The 21,698-nt window shown below is 43.2% G+C and carries 18 protein-coding genes and 1 other RNA gene; 10 read left to right on the forward strand and 9 right to left on the reverse strand.

Going from position 1 to position 21,698, the window contains the following annotated elements; translation table 11 throughout:
• The first annotated feature begins 118 nt into the window (after positions 1-118).
• Both ACTJIX_RS01955 and ACTJIX_RS01960 read left to right on the forward strand, forming a co-directional pair.
• Positions 119-1,198, forward strand: a complete 1,080-nt coding sequence (locus ACTJIX_RS01955; RefSeq protein ID WP_004893333.1) for a hypothetical protein — start codon at positions 119-121, stop codon at positions 1,196-1,198.
• Positions 1,198-1,524, forward strand: a complete 327-nt coding sequence (locus ACTJIX_RS01960) for an RnfH family protein (RefSeq protein ID WP_348903022.1) — start codon at positions 1,198-1,200, stop codon at positions 1,522-1,524. Before ACTJIX_RS01955 ends, ACTJIX_RS01960 begins: the two co-directional genes overlap by 1 nt.
• A gap of 109 nt (positions 1,525-1,633) precedes the next feature.
• Here ACTJIX_RS01960 and ACTJIX_RS01965 read toward each other — a convergent pair whose 3' ends face one another.
• Positions 1,634-2,032 (reverse strand): outer membrane protein assembly factor BamE, encoded by a 399-nt coding sequence (locus tag ACTJIX_RS01965; RefSeq protein WP_004811126.1) that lies wholly within the window; start codon positions 2,030-2,032, stop codon positions 1,634-1,636.
• A gap of 112 nt (positions 2,033-2,144) precedes the next feature.
• Between ACTJIX_RS01965 and fur the strand changes: the two genes are divergently transcribed.
• Positions 2,145-2,582 (forward strand): ferric iron uptake transcriptional regulator, encoded by a 438-nt coding sequence (gene fur, locus ACTJIX_RS01970; protein WP_004811125.1) that lies wholly within the window; start codon positions 2,145-2,147, stop codon positions 2,580-2,582.
• 73 nt (positions 2,583-2,655) lie between these two features.
• Here the strand turns inward: fur and ACTJIX_RS01975 are convergent, their stop codons facing one another.
• Positions 2,656-3,777 (reverse strand): PilT/PilU family type 4a pilus ATPase, encoded by a 1,122-nt coding sequence (locus ACTJIX_RS01975; RefSeq protein WP_048881346.1) that lies wholly within the window; start codon positions 3,775-3,777, stop codon positions 2,656-2,658.
• Positions 3,778-3,807: 30 nt separating this feature from the next.
• Positions 3,808-4,845, reverse strand: a complete 1,038-nt coding sequence (locus tag ACTJIX_RS01980; RefSeq protein WP_004811122.1) for a type IV pilus twitching motility protein PilT — start codon at positions 4,843-4,845, stop codon at positions 3,808-3,810.
• Positions 4,846-4,968: 123 nt separating this feature from the next.
• On the opposite strand from ACTJIX_RS01980, the gene ACTJIX_RS01985 reads away from it, so the two are divergent.
• Positions 4,969-5,655: a YggS family pyridoxal phosphate-dependent enzyme gene (locus ACTJIX_RS01985; RefSeq protein ID WP_348903051.1), complete on the forward strand. Its 687-nt coding sequence runs from the start codon at positions 4,969-4,971 to the stop codon at positions 5,653-5,655.
• Between the two features lie 45 nt (positions 5,656-5,700).
• Here ACTJIX_RS01985 and ACTJIX_RS01990 read toward each other — a convergent pair whose 3' ends face one another.
• Genes ACTJIX_RS01990 through ACTJIX_RS02000 form a run of 3 tightly spaced genes read right to left on the reverse strand, consistent with a single transcriptional unit; the run spans position 5,701 to position 11,678 of the window.
• A complete protein-coding gene (locus ACTJIX_RS01990) occupies positions 5,701-6,807 on the reverse strand; it encodes an acyltransferase family protein (protein WP_348903024.1) in 1,107 nt (368 codons plus the stop codon).
• Between the two features lie 5 nt (positions 6,808-6,812).
• Positions 6,813-10,418, reverse strand: coding sequence for an SbcC/MukB-like Walker B domain-containing protein (locus ACTJIX_RS01995; protein ID WP_076753163.1), 3,606 nt, complete (start codon positions 10,416-10,418; stop codon positions 6,813-6,815).
• 9 nt (positions 10,419-10,427) lie between these two features.
• Positions 10,428-11,678, reverse strand: coding sequence for an exonuclease SbcCD subunit D (locus ACTJIX_RS02000; RefSeq protein ID WP_076753164.1), 1,251 nt, complete (start codon positions 11,676-11,678; stop codon positions 10,428-10,430).
• Between the two features lie 519 nt (positions 11,679-12,197).
• Here ACTJIX_RS02000 and ACTJIX_RS02005 point away from each other — a divergent pair.
• A complete protein-coding gene (locus tag ACTJIX_RS02005; RefSeq protein WP_004811109.1) occupies positions 12,198-12,653 on the forward strand; it encodes an ABZJ_00895 family protein in 456 nt (151 codons plus the stop codon).
• A gap of 180 nt (positions 12,654-12,833) precedes the next feature.
• Positions 12,834-13,745, forward strand: a complete 912-nt coding sequence (locus ACTJIX_RS02010; RefSeq protein ID WP_076753165.1) for a TIGR01777 family oxidoreductase — start codon at positions 12,834-12,836, stop codon at positions 13,743-13,745.
• On the opposite strand, the gene thiO is transcribed toward ACTJIX_RS02010, so the two are convergent.
• Positions 13,725-14,846 carry a glycine oxidase ThiO gene (thiO, locus tag ACTJIX_RS02015; protein WP_262467539.1) on the reverse strand — a complete coding sequence of 374 codons (1,122 nt, stop codon included), beginning with the start codon at positions 14,844-14,846 and terminating at the stop codon, positions 13,725-13,727. The genes ACTJIX_RS02010 and thiO overlap by 21 nt on opposite strands.
• Positions 14,847-14,929: 83 nt before the next feature.
• A complete protein-coding gene (gene hemB, locus ACTJIX_RS02020) occupies positions 14,930-15,943 on the reverse strand; it encodes a porphobilinogen synthase (RefSeq protein WP_076753167.1) in 1,014 nt (337 codons plus the stop codon).
• Between the two features lie 107 nt (positions 15,944-16,050).
• Between hemB and ACTJIX_RS02025 the strand changes: the two genes are divergently transcribed.
• Positions 16,051-16,542, forward strand: coding sequence for a thioesterase family protein (locus tag ACTJIX_RS02025; protein ID WP_048881354.1), 492 nt, complete (start codon positions 16,051-16,053; stop codon positions 16,540-16,542).
• Positions 16,543-16,592: 50 nt separating this feature from the next.
• Here ACTJIX_RS02025 and glpK read toward each other — a convergent pair whose 3' ends face one another.
• The gene (glpK, locus tag ACTJIX_RS02030) at positions 16,593-18,077 is read right to left on the reverse strand and encodes a glycerol kinase GlpK (RefSeq protein WP_440611118.1); all 1,485 of its coding nucleotides are present in this window, start codon (positions 18,075-18,077) and stop codon (positions 16,593-16,595) included.
• 130 nt (positions 18,078-18,207) lie between these two features.
• On the opposite strand from glpK, the gene ssrA reads away from it, so the two are divergent.
• The 3 genes from ssrA to ACTJIX_RS02045 all read left to right on the forward strand — a co-directional run bounded on the left by ssrA (position 18,208) and on the right by ACTJIX_RS02045 (position 21,686).
• Positions 18,208-18,568, forward strand: a transfer-messenger RNA (tmRNA) gene (ssrA, locus tag ACTJIX_RS02035).
• A 182-nt stretch (positions 18,569-18,750) separates the two neighbouring features.
• Complete coding sequence (locus ACTJIX_RS02040) at positions 18,751-19,887, forward strand: tyrosine-type recombinase/integrase (protein ID WP_440611133.1); 1,137 nt, start codon at positions 18,751-18,753, stop codon at positions 19,885-19,887.
• 284 nt (positions 19,888-20,171) lie between these two features.
• On the forward strand, positions 20,172-21,686 hold the full coding sequence (locus ACTJIX_RS02045) for a hypothetical protein (RefSeq protein ID WP_148826627.1): 1,515 nt from the start codon (positions 20,172-20,174) through the stop codon (positions 21,684-21,686).
• Positions 21,687-21,698 lie beyond the last annotated feature (12 nt).

The following is a 21,698-nucleotide window of genomic DNA, read 5'->3' on the forward strand; positions in this document are numbered from 1 at the left end:
AAATTAAAGTCTAATGATCATTTTGCGCAGCAAATCATCTTCGGGTGGTTTGCTTTTTGTTTTTGATTTTCACCGCTATGCAAGGCAAAATAGCGCTAGATTTTTATAGGAATGCATCATGCAGGACAATGCTATGTCAAAATGGTTATCGCCTCTGATGGCTTTTTGTTTATCTTTTCTTATTATTGCGACCCTCGCACCAATAACAGGTATTCAGATTGATCGTCAGCTTGATTTCTGGATGTTGTGGTTAGCGACAATGCTGATCCTGGCGCTTCCAGTCTGTTATCTGGAAATTGCTTTAGCGAAACGTTCCAAGACCACCGCATTACAGGCATTGTCGAGCCTGACCCGTGAGGCAGACAGTTCACAGCGCTGGCGTGTTGTCGGTTGGCTGGCTGTGGTGTTTATTCCATTTCTTGCGGGTGCAATGCTGAATCATGCCTCTAATGTGGTATCGATTGCCAATTTTGAAGTGCAGCAACCAGTCATTCTGGCTGGATTGGCGATTGCGGCTTTGCTATTGTCTTTAATTCCACGTCTAATTCTGATGGGAATTACCACTGTAGGCGTGATTGCATCCTTGGTCCTTGCCAATGTCATGGGTACAGCACTGCCTGAATGGCAACTAACTCCGGTACAATTCTCTGAATGGGGTAACGCAACGGTACTGGCACTGGTGGCCAGCGGTTTAGGCATGGGGTTGTACTGGCAGTCTAGTTTGGCTGCTGTCAAACAGCAGGATGTAGCGACCAAAACTGTATTACCGATTTGGATTGCACAACTGGTTGCGGTAATTGCTTTTGGTTTCTTCGCGGTAAAAGCTGAAGTACCTGCATTTGCCTTGATCGCTGCAATTGTAGCTGCTGCCGCACTGATGTTACAGATGGCGCGTGAACAGCTGCAACAGCGTCAGATAAATGTCATCATTCAATGGGTAATTGTGGCGGTGGCAACACTGGTCTGGTTGATTCCAAATATCACACCAGTATTTAATAACCTGCTGATCCTTTGGGGGCTGGTGATCAGCCTGATCTATGCCTTGTTTGCTGGTTGGATCATGAAGATCAGTCATCTTCGTAAATCAATGAATTTCAGTTCAGAGGCGTTCTATAACATCTGGCGTATTGCGGTTCGGGTGGTATTACCAGTGTCGATTGTTGTGGCCATTATTGCAGTGTTAGGGCAGTGGTTCTGATGAATCAGTCAGCGTTGATTTGGGTGGCGTATGCTGCCCCTGAGCAACAGTTTCATATTGCAGTACCGTTTCAGCAGGGCATGACTGCACTGGATGCAATTGCTACAAGCGGCATCCGCGATCAGGTGGAATTGCCTGAACCTTTGAATCTGGGAATATTTGGCATACGCTTGCAGGATCATGCACAGCTTTTGAATGCTGGGGACCGTATAGAAATTTACCGTGCGTTGATCATTAATCCTAAAGATATCCGCCGTAAACGTGCAGCGCAAAATCCTGTAGGACGTTATAATAAAGGTAATCGATCCAAGCTGTGGCAATCTTAAGATTGATCAAATGCGTCATAAAATCGGCAAAATGCCAGTAATTTGATAAACCTATGCAGTTAATTAGAAAAACCCCTAGAAATACAGGGGTTTTTTTATGAAAAAGCGATTATAGTGGTGGCGCTGTCAGAATCGCTTCTTTTGAACCAGGTAAACCGGGTTGTGACGCTGGAATTGTTTCTAGACCTTCAATGCGTTCCACAATACCGTTTGGATTGAAGTAGATTTTTAAGTGCTGACCACGTGCAGCAGGAATGTTGGCTTTTTTAGCATAGGTTCCTGGGGTATAATTGTAGATGTAGTCCCAGCGTAATGGATTTAAAGGATCTGTCACTGTTGGGCTGCCAAGTAGGAAGCGGACTTGTTGGTGGCTCATTCCCACCTGGATTTTAGAGGCTTGTGCTTGAGTTAAAGGTGTTCCTTGAGGAATATCAACTTTGTACACACCTAAGGTCGAACAGCCGACGAGCAATGAAGTGACGAATAACGTCAACATGATTTTTTGCATTTTGCTACACTATCCCAAATTAATTATGATGCATTTGATCCAAGGATAGATCATACTGCATCTAAACTTTGTTGCATATTCCAACTTTAATTTTGTTGAGAGACCTTTTTACATGCCTATTTCAAATCAAGATTTACGCAAAGCTGGACTGAAAGTTACCCTGCCTAGAATTAAAATATTAGAACTATTAGAAAACTCACGTCAGCACCATTTAAGCGCGGAAGATATCTACAAGACTTTACTCGATCAAGGGGAAGATGTGGGTCTTGCAACTGTATATCGTGTGTTAACACAGTTTGAAGCAGCGGGCATTATTCAGCGTCATCACTTTGAAAATAATCATTCTGTATTTGAAATTATGCAGGATGATCACCATGATCACCTGGTATGTCAAAACTGCAATAAAGTTGTTGAATTCACCAATGACGTAATTGAACATGAACAGCACGAAGTTGCGAAAAAATTCGGCTTTGAATTAACAGGCCACTCACTGAATCTGTATGGTTACTGTGATGAACCTGAATGTCAGGACGCTTATCGTAAAAAATAATGCCAGGATGTTCCTAGGTATAAAAAACAGGCTTCAAAGGAAGCCTGTTTTTTTATGAGGATATTAATTAATCTTAAGATTGTCCATCAAAGGTAATATTGCTGCCGGCATTCATTAGATGTGCACCACCTTCTTCGGATAACTTGATTTGCAGACGCAGATCGTTTGGAGAGTCGGCATGTTTCAACGCATCCTTATAGCTGATCTGTTTGGCCTTGTACAGGTCATACAGTGCTTGGTCAAAGGTCTGCATTCCAAGTTCACGTGAACGCTTCATCAAGTCTTTAATTTCATGCACATCACCTTTACGGATCAGATCTGAAACTAAAGGTGAGTTGATCAGGATCTCAATTGCGGCACGACGGCCTGTACCATCAATGGTTGGGATTAGTTGCTGTGCCACCATCGCTTTGAGGTTTAAAGACAAGTCCATAAACAGCTGGTTATGACGGTCTGCCTCAAAGAAGTGAATAATCCGGTCAATGGCCTGGTTGGCGTTATTGGCGTGCAGGGTGGCAAATACCAGGTGACCGGTTTCCGCAAAGGCAATAGCATAGTCCATGGTTTCACGGGAACGGATCTCACCGATCAGAATCACGTCTGGTGCCTGACGCAGGGTATTTTTCAGGGCGATTTCAAATGAATCTGTGTCGATCCCGACTTCACGCTGGGTGATGATACAACCCTTATGCTGGTGCACAAATTCGATCGGGTCTTCGATGGTGATGATATGACCTTTGGAATTTTCATTACGATAACCAATCAAAGAGGCAAGGGAAGTCGATTTACCGGTACCTGTTGCGCCCACGAAGATGATAATCCCGCGCTTGGTCATCGCCAGTTCTTTCAGAATTGGCGGTAACTTTAAATCATCCATAGTAGGAATGACGGTTTCAATACGACGCAGAACCATACCCGGCTGATCACGCTGCTGAAATGCACTGACACGGAAACGTGCTGATTTGCTGGGATTGGTAATCGCAAAGTTACACTCACGTGTATCGGCAAATTCTTTGCGCTGTTTTTCCGTCATAATTGAATGCAGAATCTGGCCTACTGCTGGTCCAGGTAATTTGACTGATCCAATCGGCACAATTGAGCCATTCACTTTAATTGAAGGTTCTACATCTGCAGTAATGAACAGATCCGATGCCTTTTGTGCCACCATATAGTCGAGTAAGCCGTTAAAATCCATACTTCGTCCCCGAGAAAATCAAAACATTTTTTATAGGAAAGATTCAGGCTGTTTAGCAGCAGTACGCGCAACTTGTGGGCTGATCACGCCTTTAGATACCAGTGTTTTCAGGCTCTGATCCAGCGTAGTCATACCATAGTTGGCACCGGTCTGAATGGCAGAGTACATTTGAGCAACTTTGTTTTCACGGATCAGGTTACGGATGGCCGGAATACCGATCATGATTTCATGTGCAGCGACACGACCACCACCATTTTTCTTGAGCAGGGTTTGTGAAACGACTGCTTGTAATGATTCAGACAGCATGGCACGAACCATGTCTTTTTCTTCGGCCGGGAATACGTCGATTACACGGTCAATAGTTTTAGCAGCGGAAGTTGTATGCAGGGTGCCAAACACCAGGTGACCGGTTTCAGCAGCAGTGAGTGCCAGACGGATGGTTTCAAGGTCACGCATCTCACCCACCAGGATAATATCCGGGTCTTCACGTAATGCAGAACGTAATGCTTCATTGAAACCATGCGTGTCACGATGCACTTCACGCTGGTTGATCAGACATTTTTTGGATTGGTGTACAAATTCAATTGGATCTTCGACGGTCAGAATATGGTCATAACGGTTATCATTGATATAGTCCAGCATCGCTGCCAGCGTCGTTGATTTACCTGAACCGGTTGGGCCTGTGACCAGTACCAGACCACGCGGATAGTCACAAATATCTTTAAAAATCTGCCCCATGCCCAGATCTTCAATCGTTAAAACTTTAGAGGGAATGGTACGGAATACGGCACCGGCACCGCGGTTCTGGTTAAATGCGTTCACACGGAAACGGGCGACGCCAGGAACTTCAAAGGAAAAGTCAGTTTCTAGATTTTCTTCATAGTCACGGCGCTGTTTATCGTTCATGATATCGTAAACCAGCTTGTGAACTTCTTTATGTTCCAGGGCAGGCAGGTTAATACGACGAACTTCACCATCAACACGAATCAGTGGTGGCATCCCCGCAGACAAGTGTAAATCTGACGCGCCATTTTTAGCAGAAAATGCTAATAATTCTGTAATGTCCATAAAGTCCCCAAAGGCATTTAAATGTTATTTATTTTGATAGAATAATAAGGCTTTCCCACAGCTTAACCAACACTTAGTTGGGGGGCAAGGGAAAAAAATATGAACGAAATGAGAACTCCGTCAATGAAAATGTTGCAACTCGCACGAGATCAGGTATTGGCCCAAATTCACACTGCATGTCAGCAGGCTGGTCGTTATGAACAGACCGTGCAGCTGCTGGCTGTTTCAAAGACACATCCAGCGGAAATGTTGGCGGAAATGTATGCAGCCGGACAGCGCAGTTTTGGTGAAAACTATTTGCAGGAAGCGCTGGATAAGATTGAAAAGTTGCAGAATCTGGAAATTGAATGGCATTTTATTGGGCATGTTCAGCGGAACAAGACCAAGCATCTGGCAGAAAAGTTTGACTGGGTACATGGGGTAGATCGTCTGATCATTGCCGAACGTCTGTCTAATCAGCGCGAAGATAATCAAGCGCCTCTAAATATTTGTCTTCAGGTGAATATCGACGGGCAGGATACCAAAGACGGCTGTCAGCCAGAAGAAGTAGCGGATCTCGTAGCGCAAATTAGCCAGTTACCGAAACTGCGTCTGCGTGGTTTGATGGTGATTCCGGCGCCAAACAATACAGCGGCTTTTGCCGATGCCAAGGCTTTATTCGAAGCGGTTAAAATGCAACATACCAAAGCTGAGGATTGGGATACTTTAAGCATGGGGATGTCAGGGGATATGACCGAAGCGATTGCGGCAGGTTCAACCATGGTGCGAGTCGGCACCGCCTTGTTTGGTACACGTCCTAAAAAGGATTAACGGATCCATATTTTTAGACAGGTTTTCGATTTGTTAAGAAAAGTGTTATTGCATTGAGCGGGATAACGCTTTTCTTTGTTGTGGTTCGAGTAATTTTGCCATTAAGCTAGCCAGTAGAACTAAAACCAGCATAGTAGAAATCAGGGCCAGAACAGCACCCCCTAGACCATAAGCACGGCTTTGTGGAAAGCAACCCAAAATAAACAGCAGTAATGGAAAATGAGTCACATAGAGAGTATAAGAAAAACTCGCGGACTTTACCCAGACCGGTTGATAATGACTGAGTTTTTGTTGCAGTTGAATCAGCCAGCAGACAAAAGCCAGTCCTATCAACGTGTTAAATGGTACAAAATAGTTACCACGATAAATTTTAGCCTGATCGATCATATGAAAGTGATAGGCGTCTCTACAGGCAATGAAAAAAGCCAGGCTTAGGCATCCCAGTTTGAGTGATTTCAAATGATTTAAGACAGACTGTTGAATATGACCAAATGAACTGGCAAAGGCTGTCAGCCATACAAGCAAATAAATCAGAAATTGGGGATTAAGTGCGGTAAGTGTAATTAACACTAAAGCAAAACTGAGTTTGGCAATAACAGAATGTTTTAAAAAAGGCAAAAAGCCCGCCAGCACATAAAACCAGACCTCAAAACTTAAACTCCATAGTGGCGCATTGGCAGATAACGTGGGCGTCACAAAGCCATTTAAAAAGAACAGTGAACCCAGAAAATTGTCCCACTCCAGACTATAGGTGGTACGAATCATCATGCCAAAACTGTTCTGAAACTGATGTGTATGAGAGCTAAAGAAGTAAGGCGCCAGAATATATAAAGTTAAGGTCAGGGCAAGGGCAAACAGGAAGGGCGGTAAAATTCTACGGCAGCGCTGCCGGATATAGTGAGACAGATTAAAGTGGCTATTTTGCTGGATATTATTCTGTATAGAGGTTCCGATCAGATAGCCACTTAAAGCAAAGAACATCATCACCGCGGCCTGACCAAGCAGCCGAACCCAGGAATACAGCGTTAAATCAAAAGGGGCGATAAAAGCCTGAAAGCAGTGACTAAATAGCACCACAATTGCACTCACTCCACGCAAGCTTTCCAGTTGTAAACTGAATTCAGCTGAAAATCTGCGTGAAGTCATATTCATGAGCGCTAGCCTATAATCTGAATGGTACTGGCACCAGAGCCAACGGGTTTAACCTGAATCTGGACTGGAATCCGTTCATGCATTTCCTGGATATGCGAGATCAGCACCACTTTACGACCCTGGCTTTGCAGATGATCGAGAGCATTCATCACCATATGTAAGGACGCTGGATCGAGTGTCCCAAAACCTTCATCAATGAACAGCGATTCCAGCTTCATCGAGCCAGACGCCATATTGGCAATGGCCAAGGCTAAGGCGAGTGATACCAGGAAAGTTTCCCCACCGGACAGCGAAAGTACAGGGCGGACCTCACTGTTCATATCCAAGTCAATAATCGCCAGACTCAGACTGTTCGGAATACGGTGCAGCTGATAGCGTGGAGCCAAAGGCTGGAGCTGCTGATTGGCATATTCAACCAGAATATCCAGATGATGTTCCTGGGCAATTTTCTGGAATTTGGTACCTTCTTTATGTCCAATCAGGTCATAAATCCGACCCCAACGATATTCCTCAGCCTTAATCTGTTCAATCTGATGCTGGTATCTGGCATACATACTCTGGTTGTTGGCATTCATACGCAGTTTGGCATCGGTTTCATTCAGTATTTCTTGTTGTGCTGTCTTTTCCTGTATCAGTACAGCCAGTTTTTGTTCAATCTCTTCAAATTCATGTTCAGGCTGCAGTTTTAAATGTGCCTGATATTGTTCTTCGAGTAACTGCCATGCGGTTTTGGCATTTTCCAGTGCCTGTTTTTGATTGGATAAATCCTGGCGGATACGTTGATGGCTGGTGAGATCAATACCCAGCCATTGTTCAATTTGCGTCGTAGTCACCTGTGGACGGTTCTGCTGCCAAGCCTGAATATTCTGCTGATATTGCTCAAGTTGCTGATCAATCTGCTTTTGTTGGGTTATAAAATCCTGCAACTTAAGATTGGCCTGATGCAGCTGTTTTTCTGCCTGACTGGTTTGTTGTCGCTGGATGTCTAGTTGCTGTTGCAAAGCTTTGGTTTGCTGATCCAAAGTCGTCTGCCACTCTGCAGCTACCCGATATACTTGTCCTGCGTGTTGCCCGGTCAATTCAGCTAGTTGCTGGCGTAAGTCCTTACCTTGCTGGATAAGCTGCTCTAAAGACTGGTGGCGTTGCGCAAAATTCTGCTGTTCAACTTGCAGCTGATATTGGGTTTTATCAACTGCTTGTTGCTGTGCTTGCAGCTCAGATTCCAGTTGCTTTTGCACACTTAAATGCTGCATGCGTTGTTGTAACTGTTGTTGTAGAGTGGATAACCATTTTATCGGATCCTGAGATGCATAGTTCTCAGGCAATACATTGATTAGGGGTTGAATAAGCTGGGTCAATTGAGTCCGCTGTTGCAGAACCAATTGCAGTTGATGTAAGTGCTGCTGCTGCTGACGCCATTGCTGTAATAGCTGCTGTAACTGCTGTTCTTGTCGTTGCAGCTGTTCAGTCTGCTTTACGACACTATTGCTATGGTCTTTCAAAAGGTGGGCTAAACGATTTAAGTCATTTTCACTCTCAGTAATAACCCCTAAATTCGCCAGCTGAGTTGTATATTCAATCTGTTGCTGCTGAATTTGCTGCTGGAATGCTTGCAAACGCTGCTGTTGCTGTTCAATCACAGTTTGCAGCTTTGAGATTTCAATCTGTTTCTGTTGCTGGGTCTGACTTAGCTGATCAAGCTGTTGTCTGGCTTGCTGTAATTGCTGTTCCTGTAGCTGACATAAGCTTTTGTCCAGTAGCTCATGTTGTCCTTGAGCAAAAGGATGTTCATGACCGCCGCATACCATACAGGGTTCATCAGGTTTTAATTGGGCACGCAGTTCCTGCACGCTTTGTGTATGCAATAAACGCTGCTGAGCTAAAATCCGCTCTAGCTGTTCATAAGCCTGTTGTTCAGATTGAATCTGTTGCTGCAAAGTCTGTTCAGCATTTTGCAGTAATTTCAGCTGCTGTTGCTGGGTATGTATAGAGGTTTGTAGCTGCTCTGACTCTTGAGATTGTTGCAGAGTCTGTCGTAAGCGTTGCTTTAGCCCATCAAGCTGAAGCTGTTCGGTATAATGCTGTTGGAGGGTCTGCTGAACAGATTTAAGTTGCTGGTCTAACTGTTCAATACTTTGATGTTGCTGGATCCAGTGGTTGAGCTTGGCAGATAATTCGGTAACGGTTTTTTCCAGTGCAGACAAAGGCTGATTTAGGCTTTCAGGATTTTTTTGCAATAGTTGCTGATACTGCTGTAAATAGTCCTGCATACGTTGCAGGGTACTTTGCGGCTCCTGATCAAAAACACTTAAAAATTCTGATTGGGTTAACTGCTGACTAATCTGCTGCTGTTTAGCCTGAGCATGACTTAAGGCCAATTGCTGCTGTGCTAACTGCTGTTCTAGGGGATGCAGGTGAGTAGTTTGAAACTGATTTTGCTCCGTATTCAGTTTTTTATACTGTTCAGATACCGTATGGATAGCATGATCCAGCTTTAAACCTGCTTCCAGATGTGGCTTGATCTGGTCTAAATGCTGCTGAAATTTCTGCTGCTGTTGCTCCAAGGCTACTAGTTTGGTTTCTTCTTCAATAAAGCGTTTTTTTAGCGTTTCAAACTCAAGGGTGAATTGTGCCTGTTGTTGCTGAATCTGAATTTTTTTCGGTTCTAAATGGGAACGCTGAATAAACTGATCACGGATAGACTGGAATTCATCCAGCTGTTCCAGTAATTGTTGCTGTCCTGCAGATTTATTTATGGCATCCAACTGGACATCATACACTTCTTTTTTTGCATGGACTTCAGCATACAGCTTATGTCGGTCCAGATGCCATTTTTTCTCATTTTCTAGCAGTTTTTCAGATTGCTGAAGATTCTGTAATTGTAAAGACAGCGCCGTCTGTTGCTGTTTTAAGGCGTTAATATCTTCTTCGGACAGGGTTTCAATATGTCCAATCAGCTTTTCCAGATCACTGCGCTTATTTTTTACTTCACTGAATTTTTGTGCTGCTTTTTGACTGACCACACTGAAAATTTGTGAATTGGTCAAATATTCCAGCAGGTCTGCACGTTCATGATCTTTGGCTTTTAAGAAGGCTCCCACTTCAGACTGGGCAAGCAGGACAGCACGGGTAAACTGCTCAAAGCTGAGTCCAATCAGTTTTTCAATAAGTGGCGTGACTTCGGATATTTTTTGGGTAAGCGTAGTGTCATCATCAAGGCATTTGATATAACGGTCGACTTTTAAATTGCCATCAATTTTATTGCGGGCACGGCGGATTTCCCAACGGGCAAGATAGCGCTTGCTATCCAGCGCAATAAATTCCAGTTCACTAAAGCCGGTGGTTGTGCCACGACGCAGAATATTTTTAGAATCTTTGATGGAAACATCCTGTCCACCCGTATCTTTCAGGCTGCCGGTTGCACCTTTTAAACGTGGAATTTCGTTATACAGTGCCAGACACATGGCATCCAGCAGGGTAGATTTACCTGCACCAGTTTTACCGGTAATGGCAATCAGGCCGGCATGTGCTAATGGGCTATCATCAAAGCGAATATCATGAGTGCCTGCCAGAGAAGCCAGATTGTTTAAACTCAAACGTAAAATTTTCATGGCATTTCCTTATGGCTGCTGCACATCAATATCTTGCTGAGCTTCATGTAGCAGCTGCAGGAAATCACGCTTTACCGAATCATCCGGATCATAACCCATCTTTTCCCAGAGGTTGCCGAACAGGGATTCCGGGGTCGGAGGCGCCAGATCAATTTTAGAAATGTGCGTGCTTGAGTCCGCTACTTGCTGATAAATCCGGGAAATACGTAGCAGTCGGTAACGGTTTGGCGGCAAAGCCTGTTCAATCTGCTGTCTGAGATCTACTGGGGGAGGCGCAGTGGTAGTGTATTCAATTTCCAGGAAATGGCGTGCAAACAGCTGTTCAATTTCACCATTCGGCAAGGCCTTGACTTGGTCAATCAGATCATTGAGGTCGGCACGAATCCGGAGCAGATCTACAGTACGTGGAATGATCAGAGGCTCATATTGAAAGCGTTGTTCATCTGACTGCATCGGGTCAATTCGTACCTCTACAACCTGATGTTTATAATTCAATTCACTAAAAGACAAAGGAATAGGCGAGCCACTATAGCGGATATGTTCCTGACCGACTTTCTGCGGCTTATGCAAATGCCCCAACGCGACATAATCAATACCATCTTCAAAAAGCGCCGTCGATAAGGCTTCTTCATGTCCCACTACAATCGGACGTTCAGAATCCGAAGTTTCTCCGCCTTGCATATGCGCATGTGACATCAGAATCAGCGCCTGATCCGGCTGTTTTCGTACTTTTGCTTCAGCAATGAGTTGCCGATGCAGATAGGCAATTGCACTCTGATTGCTGCTGGTATGTTCATTCAGTCCGGTAATTTCGGCACTACGTAGATAAGGCAAGGCCAGGCACCAGGCTACAATTTTCTGTTCAGGACTATAAATCGGCACCATCAGACGATCCAGATCCAGCTGGTTATTTTCCTTGCGGCTGATGACACCGACTGCACGTGCATTGAATTTGGCAAGAAAAGGCTCAACCTGCTCGATGCGATAACCCGAATCATGGTTGCCGGCAATCATCAGGGTTTGCATGTGCGGTGCCAGTGTATGGGCACTGGTTAAAAATTGATAAAGCTGTTTCTGAGCGCTGGAGGACGGATTGATGACATCAAAGATATCGCCTGCAATTAGCAGGGCATTTGGCTGTTTTTGTTTAATTTGTTCCAGCAACCAGCTCAAAAAATGGCGATGTTCAAATTCACGATCATGATTATGGAAAAATTGTCCTAAATGCCAATCTGATGTGTGTAAAAAATGAACTGCCATGTCCCCTGAGCCTATAAAAGTTTAAACACCCGAAGTGGGTAAAAGCATGGATGAAACCAGCAAAAATCTTACTTCCGAAGCAGGAATGATCGTTTTGGTCTGGATGAAAAATATCAGTATAGTGAGCTCGATCTGAGAAAACCAGTATCGGGTTGGGCAACTACTTTTTATCTGACCCTAATAAGGCAATTTAATTTCTTGTTTTTTATCTATGTTTAAACTGGAGCAATAAGGAATAAAAATTTAGAAGCCCAAAAAATAAAGACCGACGATTCGAGTGATGGTGAAATCGTCGGTCAAAGTATGCTGTTTAAGAAAATTTTGGCTGCTATTCAAAACTTTCTGCTGCACACGAGTCTTATTGCTTTAGCAAAGATCAAACAGATTTGTGGATGCCGGTACAAATTTGGTGACCTTGTACCCTATATAACGTCAGCTTTACAGGATCGGTTGACAATACAATGAAAAAAAATTCATTTTTTTTTATACTGACTACATCCTTTTGTGTGAGCTATGGCTATGGCGCCGCTAAAACGCTATTTTCTCTGGTTTTTTTTAATCTGTTTTGTGATGACCTGTATTTGCGGAGTGATTGCAGCCCTAATGCCGATGGGAATGGGGGCTGTACTGACCATGGTGCCATATCTGGTGGCCATGATCTGGGTATTATTTAAATTTCTTCGTCAGAACCGTCGGGCACCGACACAAGCCGAACGTAAAAAAATCACTTTAGGATTCAGTCTGATTTTCTGGGGGTATAACCTGGCATTTTTACTGTTGGGAATTCTGGTCGCAACCCGGTCCAATCCGAATGCCTGGCAGGATTTCATACTGTATCTTCAACAACCGCAGTTTATGAGTGTCGTGGTGATCATGTTCCTGTTGATTGCGATTCCATTGTATCTGCTGACTTACTGGTTCTATGGAAATCAGGCTCAGCGCATGGTCAACAAAATGTTTGGTAGCTCTCAGTAAATTATTTGCACATAAGTGACTAGAACTTTAGTCTAAAAAAAAAGCCTGAAACCCCTTAATATTCAGGCTTGATATCTTTTGCTGTAAGTCATTACGATGAATGGTATTTTTTGATAACTGCAAAGATTGGCCAGTTCAGTACAATGTTTGGGACCTAAGAAAAACAGCGACTGAATAACAATGCATAAGCCTGTCGTACTCATTACCGGAGCTAGTGGTTTTATTGGCCAATATGCGGTCAAACACTTTCTTGGACTAGATTGTCATGTCATTGGCCTGACGCGTGAACACCATCGCCTGGAAATGCATCCAGATTTTCACTGGATCAATGATTTTGATGAACTGCGTACTCGTCAGATTGATTATGTCATTAATCTGGCGGGTGAAAATATCGGTGCAGAGCGCTGGACTGCCGAGCGTAAAAATATTCTCTTACAGAGCCGATTAGACACGACCCGTCAACTTTATGAATTTTTAAAAAAGAATCAGATTTTCCCGAAATGTATTTTGTCTACATCTGCCGTGGGTTATTACGGTATTGATCCTCAAGAACAATGGCAACAGGTGTATACGGAAGAAGCTGCGCCCCAACAGATTTTCATGTCTCAGCTTTGTGCGCAGTGGGAGCAGCTGGCCTTATCCTATACTGATCAGAATACCAAGATTATGCGTTTTGGTGTGGTGCTGGGTAGAAGAGGTGGCATCTTGCCACAAATGCTGATGCCAATCAAAATGAATCTGGTGGGTCGAATCGGGAGTGGTCGGCAGCCATTCGCCTGGGTGCATATCCAGGATCTGCTTAACGTGATGGATTTTCTGCTGCATGAAAAAAGCAGCGCTCACATCTTTAATGTGGTTGCGCCTGAGAAAACCAGCCAGCTGCGTTTTAGCCAGACAGCAGCAGAGCTACTGAAGCGTAAACCGCTATTCGCTTTGCCTGGAAGTATTATGCAGTGGATGTTGGGTGAGCAGTCACAACTGATTTTAAATGGTCAGTATGTCCAGCCTAAAGCACTGCAAGATGCTGGCTTTGAATTTGAGTTTCCAAGCATCAAGGAAGCACTCACGGATCTAGTGGGCAAGCGCAGTTAAAAGCTGTAACTGATCCGGTGCATAGGCTTGTGAATCCACTAAAGTCGACTGTCCGAACATCAGCTGTCTGAGCAATATGGCAGAAGCAGGCGCCATGCATAAGCCATTGCGGAAATGGCCGAAATTGGCCCAGCCATTTTTCAAATTTGGCAGTTGACCTATATAAGGAATGCCTTGCGGTGAGCCGGGACGTAAGCCAGCCCATTCCTGGACAATCGGGAATTCTGCCAGTTCTGGAACCATCTCAAAACTGGCATCCAGAATTTTCTGACGAATCTCGACAGCAGGCGTAGTATTAAAACCAACTTCGCGCATGCTGGAACCACAGACAATATGCCCATCCTGACGTGGAATCAGGTACATGACCTGATTCATACACATGGTCGGCAGCCAATGTTCTGGCGTTTTAAACAACACCATCTGCCCCTGGACAGGATGCACTGGGATATCTCTTTTTAGCTGCAGCGACCATTGTGCTGACCATGCGCCGGTGCTGAAGACAAACTGATCTGCTGCAATCCAGTCACCCTGTTCAGTTTGCACCGCATCAATTTGTGCACTACCAATTTTTATTTTCCGAACTGGCGTATGTTCTAGCCAGCTCACGTGGGGATGCTGTTTTAAATAATGAATAATGGATTGGAGTAAGCGAGGGTTACGTACATTGGCGATTTGGGGGAAGTACAAAGCATGTTTAAATTCGGATGAAACCTGCGGATTAATCTGCTCAATCTGTTCCTGCTCGATATAAAGCGCTTGCTGCATCGGCTCATGATGTCGTTCAGCATAGTGATAGCCAATGTCGAAATCTTCTTCATCAAAGATCAGCATGCCGGTTTCATGGATTTCAAAATCAATGCCAGTAACTGGTTTTAATTTGTTATTCCAGTCCTGATATAGCGGTTTGGCATATTTGGCCAAGGCATTGACTGCCTGAGGATAACGCCATGGATACATCGGGGAAAGAATACCGCCACCGGCCCAGGAGGCAGCTTTTCCTGCCTGCTGCTGATCCAGAATCGTTACTGAACAGCCCTGTTCAATCAACTCCAGTGCAGTCATGAGTCCATTAATCCCTGCACCAATGATGGCAATATGCATCAGGTTTTAACCCTTATTTTCGAATCTTGTTTAAACCAAAAACCAAAAAAATGCCTTCCTTGAATCAAGAAAGGCATTCCAGACTATTTCATTTCTTTCAGTTTGATTGCAGCTTCTTCCGCAAAGTAAGTCCAGATGCCATCTGCACCAGCACGGCGGCAGCTCATCAATGATTCCAGAATCACGCTGTCAGATAGCCAGCCATTCTGGATTGCACCCGCCAGCATCGCATATTCACCGCTAACCTGATACACGAAGGTTGGAATGCCAAAAGTATCTTTGACTTCACGTACGATATCCAGATAAGGAAGGCCTGGTTTTACAATAACCATGTCGGCACCTTCCTGAATATCCAAGGCGATTTCATGCAGGGCTTCGGCACGGTTGCCGACATCCATCTGGTAATTATACTTATTGCCGCCTTTCAGGTTGCTTGAAGAACCTACTGCATCACGGAAGGGGCCGTAGAAGCTGGAGGCATATTTGGCAGAGTAGGCCATGATAGACGTATAGATATAACCATTGGCTTCAAAAGCTTCACGAATCGCACCGATACGGCCATCCATCATGTCACTTGGTGCAAAAATATCCGCACCGGCTTCGGCATGGCTTAAGCCCTGTTTAATCAGACATTCAACTGTTTCATCATTTAAGACATAACCAGTTTCATCGATAATGCCATCCTGACCATGCGTGGTATAAGGGTCCAATGCGCCGTCGGTAATCAGTACCATTTCTGGTAATTCTTTTTTCAGCAGACGAACAGTGGTTTGAACCAGACCATCTTCATGCCATGCTGCTTCAGCAGTCAGACTTTTGTCTTCTTGTGGCGTTACCGGGAACAGCGCTAGTTTGCTGACACCTAACTCAAGCAGGCGTTCAGCTTTTTTCACCAGCAGATCTGCCGAAAGACGCTGAATATTTGGCATACTTGGCACGTCTTGAGTCTGGTTTTGACCCGGTAAAACAAATACTGGATAAATGAGATGATCAGCCATGAGGTGCGTTTCACGAACCATTGAGCGCAGGTGTTCATTTTTACGAATACGACGCATGCGAGTTGCAGGAAACGCGGGACGATTGAACGTATAGGTCATAAAAATCTCATTGATCAATATTAAACTATGGGTATTGTAGTGCCTTAATTTGCATTTAGGGCAAATGGATACATTTTTTTATTTAATCAAGGTTATTCGAGCAAACTATGACGGTAGCAGAGAAAAGTTGGACAGGAAATATTGATTTAGGCTCGAATAAGAATGTTCTATTCAACCAGTTGTGTGATGCTTTTAATGCTTCACCATTCTACCAATATTGCGGTATGCAAATGCGCGTTGTGGATGGACAGATTGAAGCATATGTGGAAATGCAGAAGGATCTGATTGGCAATGTGGCATTCCAGATTTTACATGGTGGTGTGGCTGCCACCATTCTGGATAGTATTGGTGGAATTACCGCAATGGGTGAGCTGTACAAAAAAGCCAGCCCTGAAGATATGCAAGAAACCAGCAAAAAAGTTTCACGTCTGGCGACTGTGGATATGCGTGTCGACTATCTGGCACCCGGGCGTGGCAAATACTTTACTGCACGTGCAGAAACCCTGCGTCTGGGGCGTAAGGGATGTACCATGCGCATGACCCTGATTAATGATGAAGCTAAACCGATTGCGACTGCGATCGCCTCTTATGCTTACTAGAAGCTGAGATAATTAAAAAAACCGCTGAATATTCAGCGGTTTTTTATGGCTTATAAATCTGATTTGGCCCGTTTTAAGGCATTTTGCCATATTGCCAAGTGTGCTTCACGTTCATCATTTTGCATTTTCGGTTCAAAGGCCTGATCCAGTTGCCAGGACTGGGCAATCTCATCCAGACTGGAAAAAACTCCGGACTTTAAACCGGCCATCGCTGCTGCCCCCCAAGCGGTGGATTCCAGCATTTTGGGACGTAGCACAGGAACATTCAGCAGATCTGCCTGGAACTGCATCAACATATCATTTGAACTTGCGCCACCATCGACACGGAGTTCTTTTAAAGGATGAGCAATATCAGATTGCATTGCAGTTAGAATATCGGATACTTGGAAGGCTATAGATTCTAAAGCAGCACGTGCAATATGGGACTTATTGGTACCGCGTGACATCCCACAAAGTAAAGCACGTGCTTCACTGTCCCAGTGCGGTGCACCGAGACCAGTAAAGGCAGGTACCAAAACTACGCCGTCTGTATCTGGAACTTTACAGGCCAGTTTTTCTACATCTGAACTTTTTTGAATAATCCCCAGACCATCCCGTAACCATTGCACCACCGCACCCGCCATAAAGATACTGCCTTCCAGTGCGTAGGTCGTGTGACCCTGTGCTTGCCAGGCAAGCGTGGAAAGCAGCTTGTTCTGACTCAGTTGAATATCATGACCAGTATTAAACAGCATAAAACAGCCGGTTCCATAAGTGTTTTTTGCCATACCGGGTTCAAAACAGGATTGGCCAAACAGGGCAGATTGTTGGTCGCCCAAAATACCGGTAATAGGAATGGTAGCACCTAATAAACCAGGTGCCGTATCTGCAATATGGCAATCAGAGCTGATGATTCTTGGCAGGACTGCAGCTGGAATATTAAACAGATCCAGTAGGCCCTCATCCCAACTTTGAGTTTGCAGATTCATGAGCATGGTACGGGAAGCATTACTGGCTTCAATCACATGTTCAGCGCCTTGGGTCAGGTTCCAGATCAGCCAGCTATCGATGGTGCCAAAAGCGACATGTCCCTGTTCTGCCAAGGCACGTAAACCCTCAGTATTTTCTAATAAACAGACCAGCTTTCCCGCACTGAAATAGGGGTCAATGCGTAAACCGGTTGTTTGTTGTACCTGATCCATCAGGCCTTGCTGAATCAGCTGATTACACCACTCTGTCGCGCGGCGGTCCTGCCAGATAATCGCCGGTGCCAGAGGTTTGCCATTGCGACGGTCCCATACCACAGTGGTTTCACGCTGATTGGTGAGTCCAATCGCTTTAATGTCTTTTGCTAGAACTCCCGCAGAAGCGATCGCTTGCTGAACGACACCAATTTGGGTAGTCCAAATTTCTAAGGCATCTTGCTCGACCCAACCCGAACGAGGAGTTTGAATATGTGTTTCTTTTTGAGCTGTCGCTTGAACCTGTCCATGTTCATTAAAAATAATTGCACGACTAGACGTCGTTCCCTGATCAAGGGCCAATAAATAGCTCATAATTTTTTTAAATACTGACTTGAATTTTTAAATATTAGCGCAATTATGTAATCAGGCGTATTCAAAAGTGTATTTGTGTAGAAAATGCATCGTATTTTTTACTAGTTATGCTATGATTGCTCCGTACTTTGGGGGTGTTCTTGGCTTCGACGCTGATGATGAAACTCATAGATGCATGCCGAGAGCGCATTTTCTCTCGTAAATAAAATTTGCATTTTAATAGTCGCAAACGACGAAACTTACGCTCTAGCTGCCTAAGGGCAGCTTGTCCGCATCCCTGAATACTTGTGGTTAGGGGTCCCGACTGAAGCGAACGCACACAAGTCCGTATGAAATCAAGCCTTGGGGTTTCGTACTAAATCTTAAAGGATCGCGATTTGTACCCTGTTCGTCGGGTCACAAAGAGCTAAATCAATAGACGATATCTAAGCATGTAGTATTCTCGAGCGTAATGTTGGCGGACGCGGGTTCAACTCCCGCCACCTCCACCAAAATTCTTTCCGAAGTAGTCCGTCGGAATATAAAAAAGCCTTTAAACTCAATGTTTAAGGGCTTTTTTATTGGCTGTATTGTCCGATACTGTCCTAAGCGATTTGACCCTATTTTTGCTTTGTGTGGGTAAAAATTGGCAAAATTTACCCAGAAATTAACACAACAAATTCTGGTTAAAGATATGTCACTCACAGATGCAGAATGTAGAAAAGCTCAACCGAAAGACAAGCAATATCGTCTATCAGATTCACATGGTTTATCGCTGATTATTACGACTAAAGGTCAGAAGTATTGGAATGTCCGCTATACTGTTCATGGGCAGCGTCAATCTGAGTCACTAGGACCATACCCAGAACTTAGTTTGAAAAAAGCTAGAGAAATGGCTTATGAACTTAAGTATAAACATTCAAAATCAGTACTTCATGAGGACATAAAGCCTTTCTTTAAAGAAGTAGCTGAAGATTGGTTTGAGAATCAGAAAGAAACGTGGTCCCCGAAGCACATTAGCAATGTCAGTGCATCTCTAGATGAATTGTATCTTTCATTAGAAAATAAGCGTATTAATCAGATTCAAGCACCTGAAATTTTACAGATCATAAAAAAGATTGAGGCAAGAGGCTCACTTGAAGTAGCCAAACGTACCTTATCTCGCTGTGGCATGGTCATGAAGTACGCTATTGCACACGGCTATCGCTACGATAATCCTGCAGGTGATTTGGTCTATGCACTAAAAAATAAGCGTGTGAAAAATTTAGCATCATTACCTGCTTCAGATATGCCTGAATTTCTAAGAAAAGTTAGAGCTTATCCAAGTGATGCTCAGACACATCATGCCATCATTTTAATTATGCTGACTGGTGTTCGAGTCAGTGAGTTACTACAAGCACATTGGGATGAATTTGATTTGGAAGGGCGTAAGTGGGATATTCCTGAAGACCGCATGAAGAACCGATTGCCACATCGTGTGCCATTGACGGACATGATGATTGAGGAACTGAAAGCTTTAAGACTTACTCATAATCAGGAACTGCTATTTCCACATCGTTTGAATAACAAAGAATCAATGCGTAGTGAGTCTATTTTGGCTGTGATTAAACGTTCAGGTTATGCAGGTAGGATGACCACACATGGTTTTAGATCGTTATTCAGTACAGTCGTAAACGAATCAAATTTGTTTAATCCCGATGCCATTGAACGGCAGCTTGCTCATGTGCCACAAAATAGAATTCGCTCGGCCTATAACCGAGCACAGTACTGGGATGAGCGTGTGAAGATTATGGAGTGGTATGAGAAAAAGGTAAAAGAATGGATTAGCTAATTAACTGATACTCAATTGAGAACCATGCTCTTAGGCATGGTTTTTTTATATCTATAAAAAATGCGAAATTTTCAATTACGTAATCAATTACAAAGATACTTTTACTTGAGCACATTTTGAGTAAGCACTAGAAAAAGGAAAATTATTTAATGATTTAGTAGGGAATTGATGGTTTGTAGCATGGGAATTTAACTAAAAATATATGGGAATTAATGGTTTACATGCTGGGAATTGTAGTGGTAGTTTGAGAGGTATAGATATAGTAACAGCGATGATAGAGCATTATGAATGAGATCGAAAAAGATCAAATAGTTGGTTTGAGTGAACAGGAGAGCGATGACATTCTCGGACCAATTTCACTTGATAAAAACAATCAAATGATCGAAGACTTGGCTGAGGCTATTCTTAATCGCATCTTTGAAGATGATAGATTGGATGCCCTAAAACATTTGCGTAAGCCTGAAAATGATTCTAGAAAACGTAAATATCACGGCAATAGTGAAAACTTTACGGATAGGAGATATATTACGTTAGAAGACTGGATACCTGACAATAATAAGAAATTGCAATCTGCCGTTAAGGCTAATGCTTGGCCGAAAGAATATTTACAGATCATAACAACTCTATATGAAGAGTTGTTGGTAGAAAATAAAAATTTTCCTATGAAACCCGATATTGTGAGAGGGGGGAAGGAGTTTTTTGACAGAATTATAAGTGGCAATAATGACTTAACAGTATTATTACGCATTGAAGTATTTATGTTGGCTTTACTGTTTTTACCAACACCAGCTTTTGTCTACTATGGAACTACAGGTGTAAAAGTACAGAAAGAAACCCCTGACGAATTGAAAAAAAGGATGTCACTTTTGGGCCTGGAATTTTTATTTTTATTGGATCAGAAGGAATTTATAAAAAATTTAGATTGTGAATTTCTAACACGAAATATAAAACTTTTAGTAGATTTTTTCATTGAGTTAGAGCGGGACTCTTCTTTGTATAAGACATCTTTCACACTTCGACAAGATGTAGGTTTGGGAGCATTGTGTGAACTAAATGATTTTATGATTGAATTAAAAAATTTTGCTGAAGAGGGAATATACAGAAGATCTCCACATCCACGATTACATCACAGAGTACGAGATGGTGATCTAGAGTCTTCATTCCAAATTATAAGACCTAGCCGTATCGAAATGACAAAACAATGGGGAAAAAGTTCTAAAAAATTATTGGAAGCAGTTTCACATTTTGCTGACTATAAGTCTCACAGTATTCTTTTATATCGTTCACAAATTAAGTTGGTCTCTCAGTCAGAACGTGTGTCGGCTGTTCAGTTTAAAGATTTTTTTAGTTACTTTAATAAAAAAGCCAGAAAGCCTAATGGATTCCAAGGTTATCTAGACTATTTATATTTTTGGAAAGAGGATTTTGAAACCAAAGATATCGTATTGGATTTAGTTTGGGTGATTGATGCAGCAAAACTGATGCAAAAAACTGAAAATGAGCTAGTATATAAATTGAGAAATATACCTAAGGAATTGAAAGATTTTCTTCAAAAAGCTCTAGATGAGAAGCTAGAATTTTTTGAATTGCAGAATATTTATTTAGAATTTACGCCAATTCCCATTTTGCAAAATCGATCAGATGGCTTAACGCCAGAATTGCTTATTGAAAGAGGTGACAAAAGCAAATGGGAAATTTTTCAGAAAAGAGTTTTACCCTATTTTGTGTTTTTAGAGATCTTAGATCCAAGTTATTCTGATGAAATGAAGAATCGCTTTAGACGAGGACAATCAAGTTAAAGGCATTATAGT

The sequence above is a fragment of the Acinetobacter sp. 22323 genome, from assembly GCF_052044895.1.
Classification (GTDB): Bacteria; Pseudomonadota; Gammaproteobacteria; order Pseudomonadales; family Moraxellaceae; genus Acinetobacter; species Acinetobacter schindleri.